The organism is Nonomuraea sp. NPDC051191, assembly GCF_044455665.1.
Taxonomy (GTDB): domain Bacteria; phylum Actinomycetota; class Actinomycetes; order Streptosporangiales; family Streptosporangiaceae; genus Nonomuraea.
The window spans coordinates 81,431-105,744 of the sequence record NZ_JBITEZ010000007.1 but is presented as its reverse complement, the minus strand read 5'-3'; the positions used below and the strand labels follow the sequence as shown (position 1 = coordinate 105,744).

Genomic DNA, 24,314 nt, shown 5'->3' with positions numbered 1-24,314 from the left:
AGCCCTCATTCCCGGTTTCCCGGCGGTTCGGCGGGCCGCGGCTAGGGTGCGGAATCTGTGAACGCACCCGTCATCGCCCGCCCCGCCACCGCCAGGGACCCGTTCTTCGACAACGCGAAGTACCTGGCCATCGTGCTGGTCGTGTGCGGTCACCTGATCGAGGACCAGCGCGACGCGCCGCTCGCCCACGCGCTGTACTTCTATGTGTACGTCTTCCACATGCCGCTATTCATCGTCCTAAGCGGCTATTTGTCCCGAAATTTCACGTTTTCGGGGGGCAAGGCGCGCAAACTCATCTCCACGCTCGCCGTCCCCTACCTGATCTTCGAGCTGGCCTACTCGCTCCCCCGCCCGATCCTGTACGGCAAGTTCGAGCTGAGCCTGCTCGACCCCTACTACCTCACCTGGTTCCTGCTCTCGCTGTTCCTGTGGCGGCTGTCCACGCCGGTGTGGCAGCAGCTCAAGTGGCCGCTCGCGGTCGCGGTCGCGCTGTCCCTGCTGACCGGGCTCGACCGGTTGCCCGGCGAGCTGGCCATGAACCGCACGTTCGCGCTGCTGCCGTTCTACGTGCTCGGCCTGATGGTGCGGCCCGAGCACTTCGCGTGGCTGCGGCGGCCTCCCATGCGGCTGGCCGGGTTCTGCGTGCTGGGGCTGGGGCTCGCGGTCGCGCTGCTGGTGCACGAGCGGGTGCCGACCGAGTGGATCAGGTGGCGGCACTCCAACGCGGCCATCGGCGTGGACGACCTCACCGGCACCGCGATCAGGCTGGCGCTGCTGGCGGCGGGGGCGGTGCTGGTGGCCGCGTTCCTGGCGGTCACCCCGTCCCGGCGCACCTGGTTCAGCGGGCTGGGGTCGGCCACCATGTACGCGTACCTGCTGCACGGCTTCGTGGTGAAGGGCGCCGAGCGGCTCGGCCTGGGCCTGCCGCTGTCACTCCTGCTGGGCGTCGTCACCGCCACCCTGCTGTGCGCCCCCTGGGTGCGCCGGCTCTTCCGCTGGGCCGTCGAACCCCGCATGACCTGGGCCTTCACCCCGCTGCGCCGTCCCGGCTGACTCGTGCCTGAGCAGGCGCAGCGCGCCCCTGGACAGCGCGACCAGGATGTCGGCGCACTCGTCCAGGTCGGGGTAGCGGCCCTCCAGGTGGCCCATGGCCAGCGCGTTCGTGGCCGCGTTGACGCCCTCGGCGATCATCTCCAGGCGCCGCCGGTCGCGCTCGTCGCCGGCGGTGTAGCCGAGCGCGGCCAGGTCGGCCGCGTGGTGCTCGCGGTAGGCCGCGGCCGTACGGGCGGCGAAGTCGCGCAGCGAGGAGGACGGGTCGTGCCGCGCGCGCAGCTGGATGCGCAGCAGCTCGGGGTGGCGGCAGATCGCCTCCAGCGGGATGCGGAAGGTGTCGCGGTGGCGTTCGAGGTCGTCGGGCGCCTCGCGGGCCCTGCGCCGCGCCTCCCGCATCGCCCGGCGCAGCCGGTCGCCGCCCTCCTCGCCGAGCACCCGCAGCAGCTCCTGCATGTCCTTGAAATGCACGTAGAAGCTCGACTGGGCGATTCCTGCGGCCTTGGTGACCTTGCCGGTGGTCAGGCCGGCCTCGCCCTCCTCGTCGAGGAGCGTCAGGGCCGCCCTGATCAGCCTGCGCCGGGTCAGGTCCTTCGCCTCGCTTCTGCTGCGCGGTGTGCTGGTCACGATCGCCTCACGGGACTTGTGTGTGCTTTCGCCGATAGTACTATCGGTGAAATCGCCGAAGGAGAGTCATGGCCATCGATTTCACTCTCGCTCCCGAACACGAGGAGATCCGCGGGCGGGTCAGGTCCTTCATCCAGGAGACCGTGATCCCGACGATGTCCGGCGTGGAGGAGGGCGACCGGGACGCCTACTTCCGCACGATCTTCGAGCTGCGCCGCCGGGCGAAGTCCGAGGGGCTGTGGCTGCCGCACATGCCCGAGGAGTGGGGCGGCATGGGCCTCGGCCACGTCGAGCTGGCCATGGTGCAGTCGGAGGCGGCCAAGACCCGCATCGGCCCGTGGGTGCTCAACTGCCAGGCCCCCGACGAGGGCAACATGCACACCCTGCTCCACTGGGCGGACGACGAGCAGAAGGAGAAGTACCTGCGGCCGCTGCTGGACGGCGTCCAGATGTCGTGCTTCGCGATGACCGAGCCCGAGGTGGCCGGGTCCGACCCCACCCTGATCCGCACCGAGGCCGTCAAGGACGGCGACGAGTGGGTGATCAACGGCCACAAGTGGTTCATCTCCAACGCCCGCCGGGCGAGCTTCGCCATCCTCATCGCGCGCACCGAGATGGACGTGCCCGACGGCTCCCGTGGCGCGAACACGGCCTTCCTGGTCGACCTGCCCAATCCGGGCTGGAAGGACGTGCGCGAGGTCGAGACCATGCACGGCTCGACCGGCCACAGCGAGATCGTGATCGAGGACCTCCGGGTGCCCGACAGCGCGGTCCTGGGCGGCCGGGGCAACGGCCACCGGCTGGGCCAGTACCGGCTGGGCCCGGCGCGGCTCGCCCACTGCATGCGGTGGATCTCGCAGGCCGAGACGGCGCTGGACATGATGGTGGACCGGGCGCTCAACCGCTACAGCCACGGCTCGCTGCTGGCCGAGAAGCAGGGCGTGCAGTGGCTGATCGCCGACTCGGCCATGGAGCTCTACCAGTGCAAGCTGATGGTCCTGCACGCCGCCTCGAAGATCGACAGGGGCGAGGACTTCCGTACGGAGGTGTCGATGGCCAAGCACTTCGTGGCCAACAGCCTCAACCGGATCGTGGACCGGGCGATCCAGGTGCACGGCGCGCTCGGCTACTCGACCGACACTCCGCTGGCGAGCATGTTCCAGCACGCCCGCTGGGCCCGTTTCGCCGACGGCGCCGACGAGATCCACCAGATGCGCATCGCCGAGCGCACGATCGCGGCCTACCAGGCGACCGGTTCGACGAGCGCGGCGACGGGCGGCCTGCCGCTATAGCGCGAAATATCCCCGCATGGCGGGCTGCCAGCGGTTGGCCGGGACGCCCCTCAACGCGGCCACCGCCAGGCAGTACTTGCTCACGCTGACCGGCCGCACCCCCAGCCCGCGCAGCACCCGGTCCACCGGCGCCCGCCCGTCGGCCGACTTCGACTCCAGCAGCACCCGGTCGCCGCGGGCGGGCACGCTCCGGCCGCCGTCGCGGCAGAGCAGGCCGGTGTCGCAGGTCAGCCGGGTCTGCCCGTCCACGAGCGTGACCCGCCGGTAGTCGGTGGACAGCACGGGCCCCAGCGCGTCGGGCACGGCGACGCTCAGCTCTCTGCTCAGCGTGTCACCGACGAACTCCATGGCCTCCGTGGTCAGCTCGCCGGCCGGGGCGGCATCGTAGGGGATGCGGCGTTTGTCGGTGTTGCCGCGCGCGCCGTTCAGCTTCAGCTCCAGCCACCGGCCGCCGCCGTCCAGGTACGTACGGGTGCGCAGCTTGAACCGGCGTCGCCGGTCCTGCCGGTGGTGGCGGAAGGTCAGCAGGTCGGGCGTGTCGAAGTAGGTCGAGGTGTAACGGAACTGGCGAAGGGCCCCGATCCGCAACACCGAGAACCGGTCGCCCAGCTCGGCCGCGAGCCTGGCCATGACCGGGACGCTGACCACGTACTTGTGGTCCGTCCGGCTCATCAGCTCGGGCACCTCGTCCAGCCCGATCGGCGGCAGCCCGGCGGCGACGCCGGCCATCAGCGCGCTCGCGTCCCTCATCGGGCCACCTCGGCGAGTTGGAAGCGCACGTCCACCACGGTCACGTCGCGCACGTAGTCCACCTGGGTGACGACGCAGTGCAGGACGCGGCCGCGCAACCGGCTCTCCAGGTCGGCCCTGAGCAGCTCGGGGTCGGCGTGCACGACGTCCAGCGTCACGACCTGCTGCCTCGTGCGGCCGAGCAGGCGGGGATGGTCGGCGACGTACACGACGGCCAGGAGCACGCCGTCCAGGAAGAGCGCGGTCAGCGGGAGCTGCGAGGCGATGCCGTTCACCAGCCCGAGGACGATCGCCACGAAGTAGTAGGCGATCTCCTGCTGGGTGATCTCGCTGGACCGCAGCCGGATGATCGACAACACCCCGAACAGCCCGAACCCGACCGCCAGGTCCACCCGCTGGACCAGCAGCAGGGAGACCACCGCGAAGATGCCCAGGTTCAGCGCCACGTAGGCGAACAGCAGGTCGCGCCGGTGATGTCGCCGGTAGTACAGGCCGTAGGCCAGGACGGTGATCGCCGCCAGGTCCATCGCCAGTCCGGCCGTCACGGTGTCTTGCCCCTCGTTCTCATGTCCACCAGCCTGCGGCCCGCCGGTGAGGGAGCCGTGAGCCGCCCATTAGGCGGCTCTCATCCGGTAGCCCGTGCCGCGCACGGTCTCGATGCGGTCGGGGCCGATCTTCCTGCGCAGGTAGCGGACATAGACGTCCACGACATTCGAGCCGGGGTCGAAGTCGAAGCCCCAGACGTGGCTGAGGAGCTGCTCGCGGGTCAGCACCTGGTCGGGATGCCGGCAGAAGATCTCCGCCAGCGCGAACTCCCTGGTGGACAGGTCCACCACGCGGTCCCCGACGTGCGCCCGCCTGGTCCGCAGGTCGAGTGCCAGATCCCGGACGCGCAGGACGGTCGGCTCGGGCGTGCGGTCGGCCCGCAGCCGCAGCCTGACCCGCGCGAGCAGCTCCTCGAAGGCGAAGGGCTTGGCGATGTAGTCGTCGGCGCCCCCTTCGAGCCCGGCGACCGTGTCGGTCACGCCGCCCCGGGCCGTCAGGATGATCACCGGGATGGCCACCTTCGACTCCCGCAGCCGCCGCAGCACGGTGAATCCGTCGCTGAGCGGCAGCCCGATGTCGAGCAGGAGCAGGTCGAACCCGCCCGAACTGGCCAGATCGTAGGCCGCCACGCCGTCCGTCACCACCGCCGTGACGAAGCCGTTGCCGCGCAGGCCCTTCTCCAGGAAGGCCGCGATCCGGCTCTCGTCCTCGGCGATCAGGATCCGGTTCATGCCCTGGCCAGTGGCAACGTCATCACGAAACAAGCGCCCCCCGCCGGGACGTCCGCCACTCTCACACCGCCTCCATGCGCCTCGGCGATCGATCTGACGATCGCCAGCCCCAGCCCTGCCCCGTCGTGCCCGCCTGTACGTCCCGCGCCCCTGACGAACCGGCGGAAGATGCGCTCGCGGTCGGCGGGCGCGACGCCCGGCCCGCTGTCCCGCACCCACAGCTCGGCCCGCCCGTCCCGCACGGCCGACCCGACCGCGATGAGATCGTCGTCCATGGTGTGGCGGACGGCGTTCACCACGAGCTGCATGAGCGCCTGCGTGAGCCGCTGCCGGTCGGCCGGGATCCGCGCCTCGGCCACCTGGTCCACCCGCCACCGCCGGTCGCCCAGCGGCCGCGCCTTGGCCACCACGCTCACCGTGAGGTCGGCCAGCTCGACCTCCTCGACCGCGAGGAACCCGGGCTGCTCGGCCTTGGCCAACGTGAGCAGGTCGTCCACGATCCGGTTCATGCGGTCCAGCTCGTCGGTGACCAGGGCCAGCGTCTCCGCCCGCTCGGCCGGATCGTCCCCCATCAGCTCCAGATGCCCCCGGATGACCGTGATGGGGGTACGCAGCTCGTGCCCGGCGTCGTCCACGAACGTGCGCTGCACGGCGAAGGAACGTTCCAAACGGTCGAGCATGTGGTTGAACGTGGCGGCCAGCGCGGCCACGTCGTCGTCACCGGTGACCTTGAGCCGGCGCGTGAGGTCGGCCGAGTCGCTGATCTGCTCGGCCGTCTGGCTCACCAGCCGCACCGGGGCCAGCACCCGCCCCGCCACGAACCATCCCGCCGCCCCCGCCAGGGCCAGCGCGGCCAGCGCCGACAGTCCGAGCACACCGACCGCGTCCACGATCTCGCCCCGGTGGCGGTCGTAGAAGACGGCGGCGACGAAATGGCCGGGACGGGGGTCGGCCGCCACCCTGACCGGGATGACGGCGTACCTGACCGTGCCCTCGACGCTCTCGGTGTCGCCGTAGGCCGGTCTGGTGGCCGCGGCCAGGACCTTGACCAGCTTCTCGTCCGTGTCGAGCCGGGCCGGGGGCGTGACGGCGGTGATCCGGTCGGCCCTGCCGTCCACCATGCTGAAGAAGGTCTCCCATCGGTCGGGCGAGTTGATCGCCAGGTAGCCGGTGAGCAGTTCCCGCACGTCGGAGACCGGCCGGCCGGTGCGGGGATCGTGGGCGGTGGCGGCGTACCGGCGCAGCTTCTCGGCCTCGTTGGTGAACTCCAGGTTCATCCGGTCGTCGAGGCGGGCGAGCAGGACGGTCCAGGTCGCGAAGATCGAGACCGCCAGGGCCAGGCCGACCACGGCGAGCATCCAGCCCACGATCCGGGCGCGGGCGCTCACCCGCATCCGACCCCCCGCTCAGTCGTCTTCGTCATCGTCGTCGTCATCGTCATCGTCGTCGCCGCTTTCGTGAGCGTCGTCGTCATCGTCGTCTCCGCCGGCCCAGGCGCGATGGGGGTCGTCGTCGCCATCATCATCGCCGCCTCCGGGCTTCGGCGCGGGCGGCTTGACGGGTTCCGCCTCGGTTCCCGGCGACGTGACCGGCCGTACGTCGTCGACCGACGTCCCCGGCGAGGACGAGACCGTGACGGAGTCGCCCAGATCGGGCCCGTCGTCGGCCGCCCGCACCCATCCGGCCGAGAGGAAGCCCGCCGCCGTCAGCGCCACGAGAATGAGCATCACGCGTTTCATGAGGTTGAGCGTGCGCCCGTCCGAGGAGACCACTCTGAGCCCCGGATGAGGAACCTCTCATCCCTCGGGCTCGCCTTTGACACCGGCCGGTCGGTCAGCGGGCTGGATCGCTCACGAGGTGAGGGTTCAGGCGGGCCACGAGGGACTGGGGAAGGGCGGGCAGGCCGTCGCGGATGCGTCCGCCCGCCTCGCCCCCGAACCGCGCCCGATGTTTGAGCACGAGCTGCGCCGCCCTCCCCTGCACCTCGTACGACGCGTGCTGGAACCCCAGGACCAACGCCCCCGCCAGGTCGTCGGCCAGGGCGGGCGACGCGCGTACGGTCTCGTCGAGCCAGCTCAGCCCGGCGCGGGCGAGCTTGACCTCGGCGCGGAACACCAGCCCCTCCACGGCCTCCACCACGTCGGCGGGGTCGGGGTGGTCCAGGTGGCGGACGCGTCTCAGCGCCAGCTCGGCCACCAGGCCGGGAGCGGCGGGCAGCAGGCGCAGGTAGTCGAGGCGGCGCGCAACGACCTCGTCGGCGGCCGGGTCGAGGGCTTCGTGGAGCCGGACGAAGAAGCGCAGGTCGTGGAGCGGCCCGCCGCGCAGGAAGCGGCGTACGCAGCCGTCGAGCAGGACCCCGCGGTCGGCCGCGCGGATCAGCGGGTCGGTACGGGCCTCGCGCAGGAGCCGCCCGGCCCCTTCCGCCTCGAAGATCCTGGGCAGGAGGGCGGGGAAGAGCGGGTCGGCGGGGCGTAACGCGCCGTCGGAGATCCAGGCCAGCACCAGGGGATCGTGCGCGGGCGGCTCGGCCCGGGTGTGCCGGAGCATGGCCAGGGCCAGCGGGGCTCCCGGGTCGGCGGGGCCGCGCAACCTGGCGGCCAGGCGTACGGCGAGGTCGGCCTGCCAGCCGGCGGGACGGTGACCGAACAGCCGCACCATCGGCCCGGGGGCACCGAAGTGGGGACGGGCGGAGAAGCCGTACCAGGACTGGAGGTCGCGGCGGTTGACCCAGGCGGCCACGGCGCCGACGGCGCCGAGGGTGGCCGCCCCGGCCAGGCGCAGCAGCTCGGCGGGCGGTGTCCAGCCGACCTCGCCGATCTCCTCCCAGTCGGGGTCGGCGAGGTCGTCGCGCCGGAGGGCGACGTGCTCGCGGAGTGATCCGGCGACGAGCTTGCGCTCGTCGGCGTCGAGGGTGAGCAGGCGGGAGACGAGCGTGTCGGTGTGGCGCGCGTCGATGAGGTCGCGGATCTCGTCCCAGGCGGTCGGCACGCGGGCGAGTCTATTGATCACCTACGACAGATCCGCCGGACGTGGCCGGATGAGGTCAGGGCACTGCCGTTGGGGCGTCCCGAGGAGGAGCATCGGGCTGACGATGGCACGGGGAGGGGTGGGGATGAAGCGGAAGCGGTCCAAGGGGCAGGGCGGCACGAAGTCGGAGAGCAGCAAGACGAACTTACGCAAGAAGAACAAGGGTGACTCCGAGGAGGAGGTCACGCCCGTCGTCCGGCTGGAGAAGCGGAAGAGCGCGCCGGTCCTGTCCCTGGACCGAGGCGAGGCCATGGAGACCGACACGCGCCCGCGCACCATCGCCATCTCCAAGCCGCGCAGCGAGGTCTGGGGCGCGGTCACGTTCGCGGCACGGGAGCACGACCTCCCGGCGGGCGCCGTCGTGCACCTGCGCCCCCTGGTGGACCTGCGGGGCGACGCGGGACCGAAGAAGATCGCCGGAGTGCTCATCAGCCGGCTCCAGCGCACGCCCTCCCCCTTCGGCAATCGCATGGGCGACCACACGACCTCGTGGCAGGGGGTCGTGGACTCGGTACGCGCCTCGCTGTACGGCCTGACCGTCAAGGAGGCGGCCACGGCGCTGCTGTCGATGCAGGCCGCGGCGCAGGCCCAGGTGAGCGACCCGGACGGCACGGCACGCGACCTGCTGATGCGCCTGGAGGCGGTCGACGCCGACGACGCGACCAGCCGGGTCGGGCCTCTGGAGAACTCTGCCCGCCTGGTCGCCGAGCAGTGCGCCCTGGCCCTGAGCGAGAAGAACGAGAGCAAGGCGGCCCAGGCGCTGGCCACGGCGGTGGCCCAGCATCTGAACTTCCTGAACCACCTGCCGTTCAGCACGGTCCCGCCCGCCTCGGCCAGGGGCTCGACGGGGTCGGGTGAGGGCACGTACCGGGGGGCTCTGCTGGCGTACGAGGTCAAGGCGGCGAAGCTGGCCGCCGAGAAGGGCACGGGCGCCCCCAAACCCCGCCAGTCCGAGCAGAACGAGATGAGGACGGCTCTGTGGAAGATGTTCGCGTTCGACGCGTCGATGCGCGAGTCGTACGTCGAGTACGCGCTCAACCCGCAGTCCTACGGGGACGTGGCCAAGCAGTACGCCGAGCTCCAGTCGATCAACACCGAGCTGGACAAGGCGCTGACGGCGGTCGCCACCAACAAGGACCGGGTCACGGCGTTGCAGGGCATCCCGGCCCTCCTCGACCGGATCGAGGACGTGCAGAAGGCACCCGGGATCTACCAGGGCATGCACCGCGCGGCCGGCGCGCTCAGGGCCAAGGCGGAGGACGCGCGCACCCGGCTCCAGCAGCCGCACACCGCGCGCCGGGCGGAGAGCGCCAAGGAGGCGATCTCGTCGGCCAGGAACGCCCGCATCCTCGCCGAGGCCGGCCAGGTCGCCACGGACCTGAAGAAGATCGGCGACGGCGCGCCGGAGTACGCGGTCGTCGTCCTGTCCGACCTCTTGGACAGGCACCTGCGGGTGATGGCCGCCGCCTACCCGCACGCGGTGACCGCGGCCGGGCTGCCCGAGCCGGTGGACGGCAAGCTCGGCCGGGCGGCAGCGGAGATGATGGTCAAGCAGTTCGAGGGCGCGCTGCGCAAGGAGTACCCGGAGCTGTTCCCCAAGAGGGCGGTCCCGGACGCGCTCCCGCCGCTGATCGAGAGCATCACGGCGCGGCTGGCCGACCAGCCGCCGATCACCGTCGAGCCGAAGCGCACCACCTGGGCGTCGGAGGCCGCCGACACGAACCTGGTGGTGGACTTCGACCCGTCGCTGAAGGAGTCCCTGGTCATCAACGGGCGCGCGCCCGCCCCGCCGGGCGTCGCCGGGATGGGCTGCCACACCACCGCCTGGGCGATCGAGACACAGCACGCCAACCACCTCGTCTCGGACGCCACCACCGGCCCCCAGGCGGTCAGGGCGCTGAAGGAGGCCGTGCGCAAGGACCTCCAGTCGCGGATCATGGAACTGGCCGCGCTGCTGCCCGTCGAACAGATCGAGGGACGCCAGCTCGCGAGCATGTTCGACGAGGCCGCCGCGGTGCTGAACGCCTCCGACGCGCCCACGGCCGCGATGGCCTACCTGTCGTTCCGCAACCTCATGCCGTTCGCGACGGTCAACGAGGGCGACCGCGGCGGCCACGCGGAGAAGAAGGACGGCGGGGTGGACATCACGTTCGACCGGACGGCGATGAAGCTGGCCGCCGACCACAAGCAGGAGGAACTGGTCAAGAACGCGAAGTCGGTCGCGGACAAGCTGCTGGCCGAGCGCGACCTGCTCGCCGCCGACCTGGACCGCTGGGAGGACGACGACACGCTGTCCACCGCCGTCGAGACCGTCCGCACCCGGCTCAAGGAGCAGGCCGACTTCCTCAAGCGCGCCAAGAGCGGCGAACTGGCCACGTACGCCAAGGAGGCCGGGACGAAGGTCTTCGACACCAGGCTGATCGAGCACAAACGGGTGTGGAAGGAGGTTCAGGACTTCAGAAAGGGCTGACCTGGGCAAGCCGTGACGTTACCGATACCCCGCCGGGGGAAGACCGCCGGACATGTCAGACACACCACCACCGCAGAGCCAGCCGTACCCGGGCCGTACGGGGGACATGTCCCCCGAGCCGCGCGACGAGATGCGCGGCTACGAGGGCAGGAACCTGCTGGCGGGCAAGAGGACGCTGATCACCGGTGGTGACTCGGGCATCGGCCGGGCGGTGGCGGTCGCGTTCGCCAAGGAGGGCGCGGACGTCGCCATCGCCTACCTCGACGAGCACGACGACGCCAACCACACCCGCGGCCTGGTCGAGCGGGAGGGGCGGCGCTGCGTGCTGCTGCCCGGCGACCTGGCCGACCGCGACCACTGCGTGGCGGTCGTGGAGCAGGCCGTCGCCGAGCTCGGCGGCCTCGACGTGCTGGTCAACAACGTGGCCTACCAGGCGCCGGTGGACTCCCTGGAGGAGCTCCCGGACGAGCAGTGGGAGCACACGTTCGCGGTCAACATCCACAGCTACTACCGCGTCACCAAGGCCGCGCTGCCGCACCTGCGGGAGGGCTGCGCGATCGTGAACACCTCCTCGATCAACGGCCTGCGCGGCAACAGGAATCTCATCGACTACGCCGCGACGAAGGGCGCGATCAACGCCTTCACCTACTCCATGGCCCAGAACCTGGTCGAACGCGGCATCAGGATCAACGCCGTCGCCCCCGGCCCGGTCTGGACGCCGCTGATCCCGGCCACGATGCCGGAGGAGAAGGTGGAGACGTTCGGCGCGCAGGTGCCCATGAAGCGGGCCGCCGACCCCGACGAGATCGCCCCTTCGTACGTGTTCTTCGCCGCCGACCGGCTGTCCTCGTACTACACGGGTGAGGTGCTGGCCCCGATCGGCGGCGAGACGCTGCCCGGCTGACCGCGGCGGGCTACAGGTAGATCGTGCCGCCCTTCCGGGTGAACTCGGCCGCCTTGTCGGCCATGCCCGCCCGTACCTCGTGGCTGAGCTTCATCGAGCAGAACTTCGGGCCGCACATCGAGCAGAAGTGCGCGGTCTTGGCGGGCGCGGCGGGCAGGGTCTCGTCGTGGAAGGCGCGGGCGGTGTCCGGGTCGAGCGACAGGTCGAACTGGTCCTCCCAGCGGAACTCGAACCGGGCGTCCGAGAGCGCGTCGTCCCACGCCTGGGCCTGCGGGTGGCCCTTGGCCAGGTCCGCCGCGTGCGCCGCGATCTTGTACGTGATCACGCCGGTCTTGACGTCGTCCCGGTTCGGCAGGCCCAGGTGCTCCTTGGGGGTGACGTAGCAGAGCATGGCGGTGCCGTACCAGGCGATCATGGCGGCGCCGATGCCCGAGGTGATGTGGTCGTAGCCGGGTGCGATGTCGGTGACGAGCGGGCCGAGGGTGTAGAACGGCACGTCGTCGCAGAGCTCGCGCTGCAGGTCGACGTTCTCCTTGATCTTGTGCATGGGCACGTGGCCGGGGCCCTCGATCATCACCTGCACGTCGTGCGCGTGCGCGACCTTGGTCAGCTCGCCCAGGGTGCGCAGCTCGGCGAACTGGGCCTCGTCGTTGGCGTCCGCGATCGACCCCGGGCGCAGGCCGTCGCCCAGCGAGAACGTCACGTCGTAGCGGGCCAGCAGGGCGCACATCTCGTCGAAGTGCTCGTACAGGAAGCTCTCGCGGTGGTGGGCCAGGCACCAGGCGGCCATGATCGCACCGCCCCGCGAGACGATCCCGGTCCTGCGGCGGACGGTCAGCGGCACGTGCGCCAGCCGCACGCCCGCGTGCACCGTCACGTAGTCGACGCCCTGCTCGCACTGCTCGATCAGGGTGTCGCGGTAGACCTCCCACGACAGCGCCTCCGGACGCCCGCCCACCTTCTCCAGCGCCTGATAGATCGGCACGGTCCCGACCGGTACGGGCGAGCTGCGGATGATCTGCTCGCGGGTCTCGTGGATGTTCGGCCCGGTGGACAGGTCCATGACCGTGTCGGCGCCCCAGCGGGTGGCCCAGGTCATCTTCTCGACCTCCTCCTCGATCGAGGAGGTGACGGCCGAGTTGCCGATGTTGGCGTTGATCTTGACCAGGAAGTTCCTGCCGATGGCCATCGGCTCGGACTCGGGATGGTTGACGTTGGCGGGGATGACCGCCCGGCCGGCCGCGACCTCCTGCCGTACGAACTCGGGCGCCATGCCCTCCCGGACGGCCACGAACTCCATCTCCTTGGTGACCACCCCGCGCCGCGCGGCGCCGAGCTGGGTGACCGGGGACCCCCACGCCGAGCGGTCGGTACGCGACGGCCCTGAGGTGTCGTAGAGCCGCACCGACGTGCCGTTCGACAGCCTGACCTCGCGCATGGGCACCTGGAGGTCACCGATGTGGATCTTGGAAAAGCGCGCGTCGCTCATCGCGCAAACTCCCTTCGCCGGCATTATCCGGAGCAGGTTCTGGCGGTCGGCGGCTGGCAGCCGTCCTCTCAGCCCGGTCCACACCGGGCTCCCGCGTTGGTCACCGCGATCATAACCTCGCGCGTGGCAGGATCAAGGGGATGTCTGATCCCATTGCGCACACGACCGCCACCTACGACGTCATCGCGAACCAGTTCGACGAGCGGTTCGCCGCTCCTCTTCCTTCGTTCGCGGCCTTCCGCGAACGGTTCGCCTCATCCCTTCCCGCCGGAGCCACGGTCGCCGACCTGGGGTGCGGCCCCGGGCGCGAGTCGGCCTGGTTCACCGGACGCGGCCTGTCCACCGTGGGCGTGGACCTGTCGATCGGGATGGCCGCTCTCGCCGCCGGGCGAGGCGTTCCCACCGTCCTGGGCGATCTGCGGCACCCGCCGCTGGCGCCCGCGTCCCTGGACGGCATCTGGTCGGCCGCGGCCCTCGTGCACGTGCCGTCCGAGCAGACCGAGTCGACGTTGCGCGCCTGGCACGCGACACTGCGCCCCGGCGGGGTGCTCGCGCTGACCACCGCCCTGGGCGACAGCGAGGGGTGGGAGCCGGTGCCCTACCGGACCGAGTACGAGCGCTGGTTCGTCCATCGCGACGCCGGCGACCTGCTCACGGCGCTGGACTCGGCCGGGTTCGCGGTCGCCTGGCACGAGTCGAGCGTGACCCACCGCACCTGGTTCAGCGTGCTGGCGACAGCGCGTAGCTCTCCCCTGCCCTAGTCTCCAGGTCGAGCGCGAACCCGGGGCCGCGCAGCCGGGCGGTCCCGCCGCGCGCCGACGTCAGCCTGACCTCGGCCGGCACGCCGTCCGTCCAGGTCACCCCCACCGAGAAGCCGCCGCGGGCGCGCAGCCCGTCGAAGGAGCCCGCGCGCCAGGCGGACGGCAGCGCGGGCAGCAGCTCGACGACGCCGGCGTGGCTCTGGAGCAGCATCTCGGCCACCCCTGCGGTCGCGCCGAGGTTCCCGTCGATCTGGAACGGCGGATGCGTGTCCCACAGGTTCGGCAGCGTGCTGGACCGCAATTGCCCGCTCAGCATGCTCAGCGCGCGGTCGCCGTCCTTGAGCCGGGCCCAGAAGTTGACCTTCCAGGCCATGCTCCAGCCCGTGCCTCCGTCGCCGCGGGCTTCGAGGGTCGTACGCGCCGCCGCCAAGTGCTCGGGAGCGGTGAGCTGCGTGCCGGGGTGCAGGGCGTAGAGCTGGGAGACGTGCCGGTGCCGGTCGGCGGGGTCGTCGAGGTCGGCCTTCCATTCCTGGAGCTGCCCCCAGGAGCCGACGCGCAGCCCGGGATCGAGCCGGTCGGCCGCCGCGCGCAGCCGTCCGGCGAACTCGGCGTCCACGCCGAGCGTCCGCGCGGCCTCGGCCGTGCAGGCGAACAGGTCCCGGACGATCTGCTGCGGCATGGCCGCGCCCGCGGTGAAGTCGCCGTGCTCGGGCGAGTAGGCGGGCGAGACGACCAGGCTGCCGTCGCGCACGTCGGGACGCAGGTTGGCCAGCCAGAACTCGGCGGCCTCGCGCATCGCCGGGTAGGCGTGCCCGCGCAGGTAACCCTCGTCGCCGTCGAACAGGTAACGCTCGTAGAGCTGGCGCACCAGCCAGCCGGCCGCGTCCGGCATCCAGAACGACGTGGGCCAGTCGTGCACCCCTGTGAACCCGAACGGGTTGGTGTTGGAGTGCACCACCCACCCCTCGGTGCCGAAGATCGACCTGGCGGTCTCGCGTCCGGGCGCGCGCAGCCCCGCCACGAACTCCTGGTACGGCACCGCCGTCTCGGCCAGGTTCGCCGGCCCGGCGGGCCAGTAGTTCATCTGGAGGTTGATGTTGGTGTGGTAGTCGGACTCCCAGGGCGGCGAGTTGGACGCGTTCCACACCCCCTGGAGGTTGGCCGGCAGCGAGCCGGGGCGGGAGGAGGCGATCAGCAGGTACCGGCCGTACTGGAAGTACAGCGTCTCCAGCGCCTTGTCGGACGGGCTCGCGGCCCCTTCGTAGCCGGCCAGCAGGCGGTCGGTCGGCAGGTCGGGCATGATCTGGCCGAGGTCCAGGCGGACCCGGCCGAACAGCGCCCGGTGGTCGGCCTCGTGCTCGGCCCGCAGCTCCCCGTACGGCCGGCGCGCCGCCGCGTCCACGGCCGCCGTGACCCGCGCCGCCGGGTCCGGGCCCCGGTAACCGGGATGGACGGGCGCGTGGTCGGTGCCCGCCGAGAACACGAACACCGCGCTGTCGGCGCCGGTCACGACGACGCGGTCGCCCTCGTCCGTACGGGTGCCGCCCTCGGTCAGCACCTGGACCTGGCCCTCGTACACCAGGCCGTTGTCGGCCAGCACGCCCCGGACGCGCAGCCGTCCCGCCTCGGCGGTCACTTCCTCCCCGCCTGGGTGCGCTGTGCCGAACCGTAACGTGAACCCCACCCGCCCCGGGCGTGCCGCCGTCAGCCGTCCGACGATGACCTTCGCCGGGTACGAGGCGAAATATTCCCTGGTGAGCACCACGCCGTCGGCGTCCTCGTACGTCACGGCGGCCACCGCCGTCTCCAGGTCGAGCGTGCGCCGGTAGCCGCCCGAGAAACCACCGGTCACGTCGAGCAGCAGCTCACCGAAATTCTGGTACGCCCCGAACCCGGGGATGTGCCCCACCGTGCTGTAGGACGGGTTTCCGAGGATTCCGGCCACTTCCTCCGGCGCGACCGAACCCCGCTCGTCGATCATCCGGCGCACGGCGTCCAGCGCGCCGGGCCGCTCCTCGGGCCAGTTCCCCGACGCGCCGGGCTCCGCGCTGCCCGGACCGCCGGTCCACAACGACTTCTCGTTGAGCTGGACGCGTTCCGTCCCGAGGGTCCCGAACACGCACGCGCCGAGCGCTCCGTTGCCGATCGGAAGGACGTGTCCTTCCCAGTCGGGGGCGGGCTCGTCGTACCGGAGCGTCAGCATGGCGATCAGCCTAAGGTTTGACGATCGCCCCTGGCGGTACGGACCCCCTCAGGGGAACTATGATGAAGATCGCCGCTGTGGCCGCGATCGTGGCTCTGACCACGATCGGACCGGCTGCCGCCTCTGGGGACGGCATCGAGCAGCAGGAAGTGAGCAAGCAGCAGTACCGGATCCTGACCGCCCAGTGCCGCTACGCCGACACGCAGGCCCTGCGCGCCAAGTGCAGGCAGGCGGTCCAGGAGAACTACCGCATCGGCCGGCGCAACCGTTCACTCGACTGCCGGACGTACTCCGGCGTGACGGTCTGCGGCGAACTACTCCTCAGCAGGACCGAGCGCGCGTGCATCGACGAGTCCACCAGACAGGGCTTGGCGTACCGCCGCGCCGAAGTGGAATGTTACGTGGCCTGACCATGATCGTCGCAGGTGTCGACGGCTCGCCGACCGGACTGCTGTCCGTCGACTGGGCCGCCAAGGAGGCAGTGCTGCGCGGGGTGTCGCTGACCGTGGCCCACGTGGTGCCCGACTGGGTCTGCCGCCCGATCTCCGGCCGGTACGCGGAGGTGGGCAAGTGGATGCGCGACGGCGCCAAGGAAGTGCTCGCGGCCGCCGAGCGGCACGCCCGCGAGCAGGGCGCCGAGGTGACCACGGAACTCGTGCCCGGCGATCCCCGCGCCGCGCTCATCAAGACCGCCGAGCAGGCCGAACTGCTCGTCGTCGGCAGTCGTGGCCTGGGCGGCGTCCGTGGGCTGCTGCTCGGCTCGGTCGCCCACGGGGTGGCCGCGCACGCCCACACGGACGTCGTCCTGGTCCGCGACCCGCCCGCCGTTCCGCGCGGGGAACTGGTGGTCGGTGTGGACCGCTCCGAGGGGAGCCTGCGCGCGCTGAAGTTCGCCTTCGCCGAGGCCGAGCTGCGCGGCGCCCGCCTGCGCGCGGTGGAGGCCTGGGCCTGGCCGCGCGCTTCGGGCTTCGACCCCGCCGATCCTGAGGCCGAACGCGAGACCCGCGAGGCCCTGCGGACGTTCCTCGCCATACCCCGGCAGTGCCATCCCGGCGTGGAGGTGATCGAGGACGTCGTGCACGGCCATCCCGTCGAGGTGCTGCGCGAGGCGGCGTCCGGGGCCGACCTGCTGGTCGTCGGCAGCCGGGGGCACGGCACGCTGAAGGGCATGCTCATCGGCTCGGTCAGCCAGGGCATGCTGCACCACGGGCCCTGCCCGCTCGCGATCGTGAAAGTCACATCGGTGTAGGGGATGTTCCCGCAGGTCGCCGCCTTCCGTTCGGACGGCCGCCTTCCCCGTCTCCCCCGCCCGCTCCTACCATCTGCGCAGGCCACGCGATGGGAGTGGACATGCGCAGGATCAGCGCCTTACTGACGGCGATGCCGGCACTGGCCGGCGCGGTGCTCGTCCTCACCACGTCGCCCACGACGGTGACAACGAGGGTCACGGCGACTACCTGGCCACCAACATCGCGAACCAGGGCCTGCTGCCCGGCTGGCTCTCGGCCACCAGGCCCGACATCGTCGTCATGCACCTCGGCACCAACGACGTGTGGAGCAACATCGCCCCCGCGACGATCCTGGGCGCGTTCACCACCCTGGTGAACCAGATGCGGGCGAGCAACCCCGACATGAAGATCCTCGTCGCCAAGATCATCCCGATGAACCCGGCCACCTGCGCCGACTGCGCGCAACGCGTCGTGGCCTTCGACAACGCCGTCCCCGCCTGGGCCGCCGCCACCACCACCGCCCAGTCCCCCGTCACGGTGGTGGACCAGTGGACGGGCTTCAGCACGGGCACCGACACCTACGACGGCGTGCACCCGAACGCCTCCGGCGACCAGAAGATGTCCGACGCCTGGTACCCGGCCCTGACCGCCGCCCTCTCCGGGCCTTCCTCCCCCACCCCCACCTCGGGGAGCGGTGACTGCGCGGCGGCCTACCGGATCACCGGCCAGTGGCAGGGCGGTTTCCAGGGCGAGGTGACCGTCACGAACACCGGCGCCTCCCCGGTGACCGGCTGGGACGTCGGCTGGACGTTCGCCGACGGTCAGGCGGTCAGCCGGCTGTGGGGTGGGCGGCTCACGCAGACGGGCTCGTCCGTGCAGGTCAAGAACGAGACCTGGAACGGCGCCCTCGCCCCCCGGCGCCACGACCACCTTCGGCTTCCTCTCCTCCTGGACCACCACCAACACCCCACCGACCGCCACCTGCGCCCGCGCTTGAGGCCCGGTTGGTTGCCGGTACCCACACGCGGTCTTTGTCGGCGGGCGGTACCCCGCAGGGGCTCAGTTGGCGGCCGGCACCGGCGCCGCCACGATGGTGGCCACGCGCGGCGCGGCCAGCCGGACGTAGTCGTCGGTGGCCAGCACCAGCGACCGGTCGAGCCGCGCGGCGTTGAAGTAGATCTCCGGCAGCTCCAGCAGCGAAGGATCGACCACCAGCTCAAGACGAGGGTCGAAGCTGAACGGCAACACCGTCCCGCTGACGCTCCCCGCCAGCTCCTCCGCCCTGTCCTTGTCGGCGAAGGTCACGTACGTGCCCTCCAGCAACCCCTTGACCGCCTGCAGATCCAGCCGCGCATCCCCCGGCATGACGGCCAGCACGTGCCGGGTCACCTTCTTGCCGACCTTGACCATCACGATCAGGCACTTGGCCGCCTGCTCCACACCGTGCCCCCGCAGGGCGCTCACCAGCTCGGTACGGCCCTCCGCCGGATGGTCGATCACCCGGTAGCGCGCCCCGCCGGCATCGAGATCGGCGATCAGACGTTCGTAGGCGTCGGCCGAGTCACCAGTCACTGCTCAACATCTCCTTGACCTTGGTGATCCGGTCCTCGTCGCGCTGGTAGAAGACCCATTGCCTGATCTTCGTGCCCCGGATCAGCCCCGCCTTGGCCAGCACCTTGAGGTGCTCGCCGCAGGTGGGCTGACTCACGCCCAGCTTCTCGGCGATGAACAGCGAACAGACGCCGTCCCGTACGAGGTCGCCGTCGCGCTGTGGGCGGAAGTGCCGCTCGGGGTCGCGCAGCCACTCAAGGATGAGCAGCCGTTTGTCGCTGGCCAGCGCCTTGACCAGATCCACATCCACCGAGCCAGTATGGCAATTAGCTAATTACCTGTCCACGCCCGAACCGCCACCTGACGTAGAACCGGCACCTGCCCTCGGCGCCCACACGCACTCCCCGGCCGCCGCAGGCCACTGCCTCCTCGGCAACCGCACAAGCCTCCCCGCCGCCGCAGGCCACTGCCTCCTCGGCAACCGCACAAGCTTCCCGGCAGCCGTACAAGTCGGCCGGACAGCTGCACCACCGTCGGCCGCGCCATGCCTCACGGCCGCGCATGCCTCACGACGCCTGCACCACCGGCGCCCCTTCGCTGGCCTGCACCAGCACGAATCCCTGCCCCCGGAACGCCAGTTGCATGGCCTCCCCGCTCCCCCGCCCGATCAACGCCCCCGCCTTCATCGTGCGGTTGACCCCGACCTGCAACCCCGTGCTCCAGCACACCGCCGCCTGCCCGTCCACGAACGTCGGCATCCTCGCCACGTCCAGCAGCACCGGCGTGCCGTGCGTGGTCACCGCCACCCACCCGGTGCCGGTCACCGTGGTGTTGAACAACCCGCCGGCCGCGACCCCGGCCCCCTGAACCCGCTGGATGTCCCACCGGAGCTCCGGCCCGAACGCCAACAGGTTCCGCCCGTTGACCGTCAGCCCCTCGTTCTCCAGGTAGAAAAGGTGGATGTCGTCGGCATTGTCCGCCAGATAGAGCAGCCCCTGGCCGCGTACCCGCATCAGGGAGGTGCCCTCTCCCGTCACGGCCTTCTTGAGCAACCGGCCGATCCCGCCGGCGCCCTCGTAGTCGAAGTCCATCTGCCCCTGGAAGGCGACCATGGACCCCTGCTTGGCCAGCACCTCGTGCGGCAGCTGAACCCGCAACATCTTGCGGTTCTCCAGCGCGAACCCGCCGGGAAGCGGCTGGGCATCGAGGTTGCCAAAGATCGAACTACGCACGTCGTACCTCTCACGTCGATGGTCGTCGCCGCCGACGTGCACCCGGACGCGGCCCGAGCGGCGCCACCCCGCCGCTCTTCACCACCTCCGGCACTCCGCCCCAGCGCCTTCTACAACCCCATCAACTCGGAGCCCCGGAAGCGAGTTCCCGTACCACCTGAATGAGCTCGGCCGGGTCGAACGGCTTGGTCAGGTACGCGTCGACCCCGATCCCCAGCCCACGCCTCCGGTCATCGTCCTGCGCCCGCGCCGTGATCAGGACGACCTTGATGTGACTGGTCGCCTCCTCCGTACGCAACTTCTCCGCCGTCGCCCACCCGTCCAGGCAGGGCATCATCACGTCGAGCGTGATCACATCCGGCATGACGTCCATCACCCGATCCAGACAGTCCTGCCCATCGGTGGCGGTCGACACCTCGAACCCCTCCAGGTTCAGGTTGACCGCGATGAGCTGCCGGATGACCTCGTCGTCATCCACGACCAGTACTTTGCCAAGAACGTCGCTCACGGGCGCAAAGCTAGCCCGTAGTGGGGCGGTCACGTGGGGTTTTCGCGGGATGCGTTCAAGGAGCGTTATCTGGTGCCGAGTGGTCTCCGGATGCTGATAGCCTTATCACTCGTCGCCCCCTTAGCTCAGGGGATAGAGCACCGGCCTCCGGAGCCGGGTGCGTAGGTTCGAATCCTACAGGGGGCACACAATCTTGATCAGCGGTTCAGGCCGTTGACCAGCGCAAACATCACAGGAACGGGCGGGCCTCCAGTCTCACGGAGCCCCGCCCGTTCTCGTTGACGCTAGCTGGTTGTGGGCCAGTTGTAGGCCACGACAGGTAGCTGTCAGCCCCTTGCTGGCACAGGGGCACACGGCGGGGAGGCGGTCGATCAGCCGGGAGACGGTGGGGTCGGAGACGACGTGCCCGACCAGGTCGGGCTGGGAGCGCAGCAGTGCGATGTCGGCCAGGCAGATACCGCCGAGAGCCAGGCTGAGGGCCAGGTCGGCGATGACCATGCCGCGGTCGTGCACGGCCCCGGGCAGGTCGCCGGCGCTGCAGCCGGGTGGACAACGCTTGGTCCAGGCCGGTGACGCGGAGGGTGCGGAGCAGTTGCAGGGCGCCTGCGTGGGAGGCGAGCCCCGAACCGTCTGCGGACACCACGATCTTGCGCTGGGACGCGATGGTCTCCACTCGAATGGTGCCTTCTAATCTGGCGTGGACAGGACTCTGGACAAGCCCCGTCCTCCCAGCTCAAAGGCACGTTTCTCATATGAACGATCAGCTCGGCTCAAATTCCCCGCGAGCGCCCGGGGCTAGTCCCAACGTTGAGCAGGCCGGCCGACACAGCTCCGAGAGCTATGCAGGTCGAATGCGTTGTGGCCAACACAGCTTCATGCTCCGCTTGCGGACCATCACCTGGCCCTACCCAACGAGCACCCTCGAAGCCACTGGTCAGAGGCTTGCACGTATCCTCGACAGCAGCCCTCACGGAGCCGAATGCGTAGGTTTGAATCCTACAGGGGGGCACAAGATCTCGATCAGCGGTTCAGGCCATTGACCAGCATGAACATCACAGAAGCGGGCGGGCCTCCAGTCTCACGGAGTTCCACCCGTTTCTCGTTGACGCTCACTGGCTGTAGGCAAGGTTGGGATGGGTAGAGGCCTGAGGGACACATCCGACTCGGTGCCTATGTGTGTCCGCCGCAGGAACCGCAACCGCTGATCCGCCTGGCATCGGGCGACACCTTACGGCTCGCCGTTCAGGCGGGACATGAAGCGACAAAGCCGTGAGGCCGGCTGGACGTATGAGTCACAGACGGTCCAGGCACCACCAGAGATCCGCGACCGTCTCAGCCTCGATGAGCCTGAGGGACGTGGAAGACGTGGTGCGGACTGACTATGTCTTCTCGGCCGACAGAGAGCCAGTCATGCTTCCACCAGTTGGGAACCGCTTCGACTTACCCGGGTACGCCGATAGTGCTGCCCGAGGACGGCGGGCCGCCCGCGGAGTGGCCGAACGGATGGTATATCCATGAGCGGTTGGGCGGAAGAAGTCTCGGCACGCTTCGGAACGGCCAAGGAGTGTGAGCGGCTACAGCGCGACCAGATCGATCCTGCGAACGTACTACTCGGAGGAGACGCAGGTGGAGACAGCAGACATCGTGGTACCAGCCAACCGGTTCGCACTGATCCAGAGCGGCAAGATGGGCGTACCACCGGCCAAGGACCTTCCATCGGCCTGTCGCCTCTTTGTGTCTAGAAAGAATGGAGGGACGACAGCCCGACGCAGACGTCGTCGGCCAGTCCAAGGTCATCGGGGCCATCATGGCATGAGAACCAAGTCGAGCTCGCCCGCGATTGACATCGTCTCTGGGGCCGCAAATGACACAATCTTCTCATTGTATTGCGCCATTACGCAGCGCCCACTCCATGAACCCTTCAGGAGCGTTCCTGATGCCGAGGACCTGGGCTCCCCTCATTGAGACTATTTGCTCCCAATCCCTCAGTCCGGCCAAGTCGGCGCGCTCTAGATTAGTCCCAGAAAAATTCGCACGCAGAACGGTCGTCCCCCGCAAATTGGCTTCGCTGAGATTTGCCTTTGATAGATCACAGTCAATAAGGTTACATGATTCCAGGCTTGCTCGCTGAAGTCTCGCTTCACGAAGACTGGCACCCGGGAGCTGGGCGCCAATGAACTCTATATTGTCGGCACAGTTGGCATCATCGAGAACGGCGTCTTGCAGCTGCGCCTTGCGAAAGCTGGCACCGATCAAAGATGCGGATTTGAAGTTCGCCGCTACCGCTATCACCTCATCAAAGATTGCCCTATCTAGAATCGCCTTACTCAGGTCGGCTTTTGATAGAGTTGCTCCAGAAAGCTTCACCCCAGAGAGGTTCGCTCCCGACAGGGAGGCGCCCGCAAGGTTGGCATAGTTCAAGTCAGCCTCGACAAGGCTCCCGTCCGCGAGCCAACCGGAGTCGCGAAGTTCCTTGACCGAGCGACTGGCCGCCGCCTGATCCGTGCTCCCCATCTCCCAAATCAGTCTCTTCTTAAGTTGGGCACGGTTGGCCTGCTCACTGAGCTTATCAATCAAGAGCACTGTGATTGATATGCTGATAAGACTGGTAGAGAGATTCGCATATAAATCCCCTACCAGTTCCTTACCGATCCAGGTGTCGGGATACCAATAGAACCCGAGAGAGGCTCCCCCAACCACCAGAAGCCATCTAGCCGCAGTCTGCGCCGTCATCGCTAGAGGTCTCCCACCTCACGCGGGACGTCCCTCGCGGCATACTCGAGCGTGATGAAGAAGTGAGAGCTGTCGCGCCCTTGCGTAATCTGGAGTGCCCCCTCCGGCGTGAAGGCCATTCCAAACTCTACCTTCATGCCGTCGGCACGGCTCTCGCTTGTTGCACTCACTGCACGTCGCAATGAACGCGACACTTTAAGTAGCGCCACTGTAAGATCTTCGTCATCGACGATGATTTCACGGTCGACACCGAATCTTCTTATCTGTCCAGGAGCGTAAACCTGATACTTTACTCCATCTCGCGTGCGTATCGTGATAGTTTCGTCTGGATTCGACGACGCCACTGGACCACTCCCTGGTGTCGGACCGCGTTCTTCATCAGATCAAAGCACATGAATTCTTCCCGCCCATGGGCGCAACTGGCAAGACCGTTTGGGTAATGTGCGCCTCCGACGGCCCGCCGAAGGCGGCGCCGGCTTGGATCAGCCGCTCGGCCCGACAACGCAGGGGCGGCCGTCAGGCCACCACACGGATCTTGACCACTTCGATGCGAACCCGCTGGAGACGGCCATAGCTACGGCCCACTCCCCGGCGCCTGGGGGGCACGCGGTCACGCTCATGAACGGCGCCCTGATCCAAGATGCCGGGCGCTTCACGGCGTGACCGCCGCTTGGCTGGTCGCGGACACGGGTCGTCAAGACAGGGTTCGGATGCCGTTCGAGTGGCAGCGCTGCCGTCCATGGTCGTCACGTGGGTGGCGGGACTCGATAACTGCGCCCATGCCCGGGTTCAGGCTATCGGTGAGTGCGCCATTGTGAGCCTCGGAGGTGACCACCTAGGTGCGTCTCTGGGCGCATCGCGCGTCCGTCTCGTGCCCATGCACCGCCGTCCTCGTTTCACTTCTCATGGTCAGGAGATATGCCGTGTCTTGCGGCGTACGCAGCGAGTTGCTGTTCCTCTGGCAATCCATTCATCATCCACGTGTCGCCGCTTTCCTTGACCACGACAACCGGCCCATAGCCGGGCCCATGGACGTCGGCGAAATCACGTGTCTCGATGAAACGGGCCGTGTTCCATGGGAAGACGAAACACCAGCCCAGGTCGTCCACGGATTCGTCGCCATAAAGGGCCAGCGGCTTTTCGGCAGTTGAGAAGCCCGCCAGGTAACGCTCGGCGAGCAATGTGGCCTGCTGTCTGTCCACGTCTTCTCT

At 69.4% G+C, this 24,314-nt stretch carries 23 protein-coding genes, 1 tRNA gene, 2 pseudogenes and 1 riboswitch; of the genes and pseudogenes, 9 read left to right on the top strand and 17 right to left on the bottom strand.

Annotated features, from left to right (window positions below):
* The first annotated feature begins 57 nt into the window (after positions 1–57).
* Entirely contained in the window at positions 58–1,053 is a 996-nt protein-coding gene (locus ACIA8R_RS21350; protein WP_357694813.1) for an acyltransferase family protein, read from the top strand.
* A gap of 447 nt (positions 1,054–1,500) precedes the next feature.
* Here ACIA8R_RS21350 and ACIA8R_RS21345 read toward each other — a convergent pair.
* A pseudogene (locus ACIA8R_RS21345) lies at positions 1,501–1,677 on the bottom strand (TetR family transcriptional regulator); the annotation flags it as partial.
* Between the two features lie 68 nt (positions 1,678–1,745).
* Between ACIA8R_RS21345 and ACIA8R_RS21340 the strand changes: the two are divergent.
* Positions 1,746–2,969, top strand: coding sequence for an acyl-CoA dehydrogenase family protein (locus ACIA8R_RS21340; RefSeq protein ID WP_397039936.1), 1,224 nt, complete (start codon positions 1,746–1,748; stop codon positions 2,967–2,969).
* Here the strand turns inward: ACIA8R_RS21340 and ACIA8R_RS21335 are convergent.
* The 6 genes from ACIA8R_RS21335 to ACIA8R_RS21310 form a co-directional block, all read right to left on the bottom strand.
* Positions 2,964–3,719: a polyphosphate polymerase domain-containing protein gene (locus ACIA8R_RS21335; protein WP_364089353.1), complete on the bottom strand. Its 756-nt coding sequence runs from the start codon at positions 3,717–3,719 to the stop codon at positions 2,964–2,966. The genes ACIA8R_RS21340 and ACIA8R_RS21335 overlap by 6 nt on opposite strands.
* Positions 3,716–4,246 (bottom strand): DUF4956 domain-containing protein, encoded by a 531-nt coding sequence (locus ACIA8R_RS21330; protein WP_357695405.1) that lies wholly within the window; start codon positions 4,244–4,246, stop codon positions 3,716–3,718. Before ACIA8R_RS21330 ends, ACIA8R_RS21335 begins: the two co-directional genes overlap by 4 nt.
* Positions 4,247–4,333: 87 nt before the next feature.
* Positions 4,334–4,996 carry a response regulator transcription factor gene (locus ACIA8R_RS21325; protein WP_357694807.1) on the bottom strand — a complete coding sequence of 221 codons (663 nt, stop codon included), beginning with the start codon at positions 4,994–4,996 and terminating at the stop codon, positions 4,334–4,336.
* Complete coding sequence (locus ACIA8R_RS21320; RefSeq protein WP_397039933.1) at positions 4,993–6,390, bottom strand: ATP-binding protein; 1,398 nt, start codon at positions 6,388–6,390, stop codon at positions 4,993–4,995. The genes ACIA8R_RS21325 and ACIA8R_RS21320 overlap by 4 nt, the downstream gene beginning before the upstream one ends.
* 12 nt (positions 6,391–6,402) lie before the next feature.
* Positions 6,403–6,735 carry a hypothetical protein gene (locus ACIA8R_RS21315; RefSeq protein ID WP_397039931.1) on the bottom strand — a complete coding sequence of 111 codons (333 nt, stop codon included), beginning with the start codon at positions 6,733–6,735 and terminating at the stop codon, positions 6,403–6,405.
* 94 nt (positions 6,736–6,829) lie between these two features.
* Positions 6,830–7,984 (bottom strand): DUF6493 family protein, encoded by a 1,155-nt coding sequence (locus ACIA8R_RS21310; RefSeq protein ID WP_397039929.1) that lies wholly within the window; start codon positions 7,982–7,984, stop codon positions 6,830–6,832.
* A gap of 124 nt (positions 7,985–8,108) precedes the next feature.
* Here ACIA8R_RS21310 and ACIA8R_RS21305 point away from each other — a divergent pair, with 124 nt between their 5' ends.
* Positions 8,109–10,493 carry a hypothetical protein gene (locus ACIA8R_RS21305; RefSeq protein ID WP_397039928.1) on the top strand — a complete coding sequence of 795 codons (2,385 nt, stop codon included), beginning with the start codon at positions 8,109–8,111 and terminating at the stop codon, positions 10,491–10,493.
* Positions 10,494–10,545: 52 nt separating this feature from the next.
* Positions 10,546–11,397 (top strand): SDR family oxidoreductase, encoded by an 852-nt coding sequence (locus tag ACIA8R_RS21300; protein WP_364089367.1) that lies wholly within the window; start codon positions 10,546–10,548, stop codon positions 11,395–11,397.
* 10 nt (positions 11,398–11,407) lie between these two features.
* Here the strand turns inward: ACIA8R_RS21300 and thiC are convergent, their stop codons facing one another.
* A complete protein-coding gene (gene thiC / locus ACIA8R_RS21295; RefSeq protein WP_364089370.1) occupies positions 11,408–12,886 on the bottom strand; it encodes a phosphomethylpyrimidine synthase ThiC in 1,479 nt (492 codons plus the stop codon).
* Positions 12,879–12,991, bottom strand: a riboswitch (TPP riboswitch). It overlaps the preceding gene by 8 nt.
* 35 nt (positions 12,992–13,026) lie before the next feature.
* On the opposite strand from thiC, the gene ACIA8R_RS21290 reads away from it, so the two are divergent.
* A complete protein-coding gene (locus ACIA8R_RS21290; RefSeq protein ID WP_364089373.1) occupies positions 13,027–13,647 on the top strand; it encodes a class I SAM-dependent methyltransferase in 621 nt (206 codons plus the stop codon).
* On the opposite strand, the gene ACIA8R_RS21285 is transcribed toward ACIA8R_RS21290, so the two are convergent.
* Positions 13,607–15,850: a glycosyl hydrolase family 95 catalytic domain-containing protein gene (locus ACIA8R_RS21285; RefSeq protein WP_397039925.1), complete on the bottom strand. Its 2,244-nt coding sequence runs from the start codon at positions 15,848–15,850 to the stop codon at positions 13,607–13,609. The genes ACIA8R_RS21290 and ACIA8R_RS21285 overlap by 41 nt on opposite strands.
* Before the next feature lie 59 nt (positions 15,851–15,909).
* Here ACIA8R_RS21285 and ACIA8R_RS21280 point away from each other — a divergent pair, with 59 nt between their 5' ends.
* The 3 genes and pseudogenes from ACIA8R_RS21280 to ACIA8R_RS21270 form a co-directional block, all read left to right on the top strand.
* A complete protein-coding gene (locus ACIA8R_RS21280) occupies positions 15,910–16,260 on the top strand; it encodes a hypothetical protein (RefSeq protein WP_397039923.1) in 351 nt (116 codons plus the stop codon).
* Between the two features lie 2 nt (positions 16,261–16,262).
* A complete protein-coding gene (locus ACIA8R_RS21275; RefSeq protein ID WP_397039921.1) occupies positions 16,263–17,099 on the top strand; it encodes a universal stress protein in 837 nt (278 codons plus the stop codon).
* Positions 17,100–17,172: 73 nt separating this feature from the next.
* Positions 17,173–17,934, top strand: a pseudogene (locus tag ACIA8R_RS21270) (GDSL-type esterase/lipase family protein); the annotation flags it as partial.
* A 204-nt stretch (positions 17,935–18,138) separates the two neighbouring features.
* On the opposite strand, the gene ACIA8R_RS21265 reads toward ACIA8R_RS21270, so the two are convergent.
* The 4 genes from ACIA8R_RS21265 to ACIA8R_RS21250 all read right to left on the bottom strand — a co-directional run bounded on the left by ACIA8R_RS21265 (position 18,139) and on the right by ACIA8R_RS21250 (position 20,370).
* Positions 18,139–18,651, bottom strand: a complete 513-nt coding sequence (locus tag ACIA8R_RS21265) for a YbaK/prolyl-tRNA synthetase associated domain-containing protein (RefSeq protein ID WP_397039920.1) — start codon at positions 18,649–18,651, stop codon at positions 18,139–18,141.
* Positions 18,641–18,940, bottom strand: a complete 300-nt coding sequence (locus tag ACIA8R_RS21260) for an ArsR/SmtB family transcription factor (RefSeq protein WP_397039918.1) — start codon at positions 18,938–18,940, stop codon at positions 18,641–18,643. Before ACIA8R_RS21260 ends, ACIA8R_RS21265 begins: the two co-directional genes overlap by 11 nt.
* A gap of 256 nt (positions 18,941–19,196) precedes the next feature.
* Entirely contained in the window at positions 19,197–19,862 is a 666-nt protein-coding gene (locus tag ACIA8R_RS21255) for an AIM24 family protein (RefSeq protein WP_357694780.1), read from the bottom strand.
* Between the two features lie 121 nt (positions 19,863–19,983).
* The gene (locus ACIA8R_RS21250; protein ID WP_352349704.1) at positions 19,984–20,370 is read right to left on the bottom strand and encodes a response regulator; all 387 of its coding nucleotides are present in this window, start codon (positions 20,368–20,370) and stop codon (positions 19,984–19,986) included.
* 114 nt (positions 20,371–20,484) lie between these two features.
* Between ACIA8R_RS21250 and ACIA8R_RS21245 the strand changes: the two genes are divergently transcribed.
* Positions 20,485–20,556 (top strand) — tRNA-Arg (locus ACIA8R_RS21245).
* Positions 20,557–20,625: 69 nt separating this feature from the next.
* Here ACIA8R_RS21245 and ACIA8R_RS21240 read toward each other — a convergent pair.
* The 4 genes from ACIA8R_RS21240 to ACIA8R_RS21225 all read right to left on the bottom strand — a co-directional run bounded on the left by ACIA8R_RS21240 (position 20,626) and on the right by ACIA8R_RS21225 (position 24,305).
* Positions 20,626–20,883, bottom strand: coding sequence for a hypothetical protein (locus ACIA8R_RS21240; RefSeq protein WP_397039916.1), 258 nt, complete (start codon positions 20,881–20,883; stop codon positions 20,626–20,628).
* 1,365 nt (positions 20,884–22,248) lie between these two features.
* Entirely contained in the window at positions 22,249–23,103 is an 855-nt protein-coding gene (locus tag ACIA8R_RS21235; protein ID WP_357694778.1) for a pentapeptide repeat-containing protein, read from the bottom strand.
* A gap of 2 nt (positions 23,104–23,105) precedes the next feature.
* Positions 23,106–23,447 carry a CU044_2847 family protein gene (locus ACIA8R_RS21230; protein WP_397039914.1) on the bottom strand — a complete coding sequence of 114 codons (342 nt, stop codon included), beginning with the start codon at positions 23,445–23,447 and terminating at the stop codon, positions 23,106–23,108.
* 552 nt (positions 23,448–23,999) lie between these two features.
* The gene (locus ACIA8R_RS21225; RefSeq protein ID WP_397039912.1) at positions 24,000–24,305 is read right to left on the bottom strand and encodes a YrhB domain-containing protein; all 306 of its coding nucleotides are present in this window, start codon (positions 24,303–24,305) and stop codon (positions 24,000–24,002) included.
* Positions 24,306–24,314: the final 9 nt, after the last annotated feature.

Excerpts from the sequence above, each read along its gene's own strand:
- ACIA8R_RS21340 (WP_397039936.1), top strand. The coding sequence starts at position 1,746 with ATGGCCATCGATTTCACTCTCGCTCCCGAACACGAGGAGATCCGCGGG.
- ACIA8R_RS21335 (WP_364089353.1), bottom strand. The coding sequence starts at position 3,719 with ATGAGGGACGCGAGCGCGCTGATGGCCGGCGTCGCCGCCGGGCTGCCG.
- ACIA8R_RS21330 (WP_357695405.1), bottom strand. The coding sequence starts at position 4,246 with ATGGACCTGGCGGCGATCACCGTCCTGGCCTACGGCCTGTACTACCGG.
- ACIA8R_RS21325 (WP_357694807.1), bottom strand. The coding sequence starts at position 4,996 with ATGAACCGGATCCTGATCGCCGAGGACGAGAGCCGGATCGCGGCCTTC.
- ACIA8R_RS21320 (WP_397039933.1), bottom strand. The coding sequence starts at position 6,390 with ATGCGGGTGAGCGCCCGCGCCCGGATCGTGGGCTGGATGCTCGCCGTG.
- ACIA8R_RS21315 (WP_397039931.1), bottom strand. The coding sequence starts at position 6,735 with ATGAAACGCGTGATGCTCATTCTCGTGGCGCTGACGGCGGCGGGCTTC.
- ACIA8R_RS21305 (WP_397039928.1), top strand. The coding sequence starts at position 8,109 with ATGAAGCGGAAGCGGTCCAAGGGGCAGGGCGGCACGAAGTCGGAGAGC.
- ACIA8R_RS21300 (WP_364089367.1), top strand. The coding sequence starts at position 10,546 with ATGTCAGACACACCACCACCGCAGAGCCAGCCGTACCCGGGCCGTACG.
- thiC (WP_364089370.1), bottom strand. The coding sequence starts at position 12,886 with ATGAGCGACGCGCGCTTTTCCAAGATCCACATCGGTGACCTCCAGGTG.
- ACIA8R_RS21290 (WP_364089373.1), top strand. The coding sequence starts at position 13,027 with ATGTCTGATCCCATTGCGCACACGACCGCCACCTACGACGTCATCGCG.
- ACIA8R_RS21285 (WP_397039925.1), bottom strand. The coding sequence starts at position 15,850 with ATGCTGACGCTCCGGTACGACGAGCCCGCCCCCGACTGGGAAGGACAC.
- ACIA8R_RS21280 (WP_397039923.1), top strand. The coding sequence starts at position 15,910 with ATGATGAAGATCGCCGCTGTGGCCGCGATCGTGGCTCTGACCACGATC.
- ACIA8R_RS21275 (WP_397039921.1), top strand. The coding sequence starts at position 16,263 with ATGATCGTCGCAGGTGTCGACGGCTCGCCGACCGGACTGCTGTCCGTC.
- ACIA8R_RS21235 (WP_357694778.1), bottom strand. The coding sequence starts at position 23,103 with ATGACGGCGCAGACTGCGGCTAGATGGCTTCTGGTGGTTGGGGGAGCC.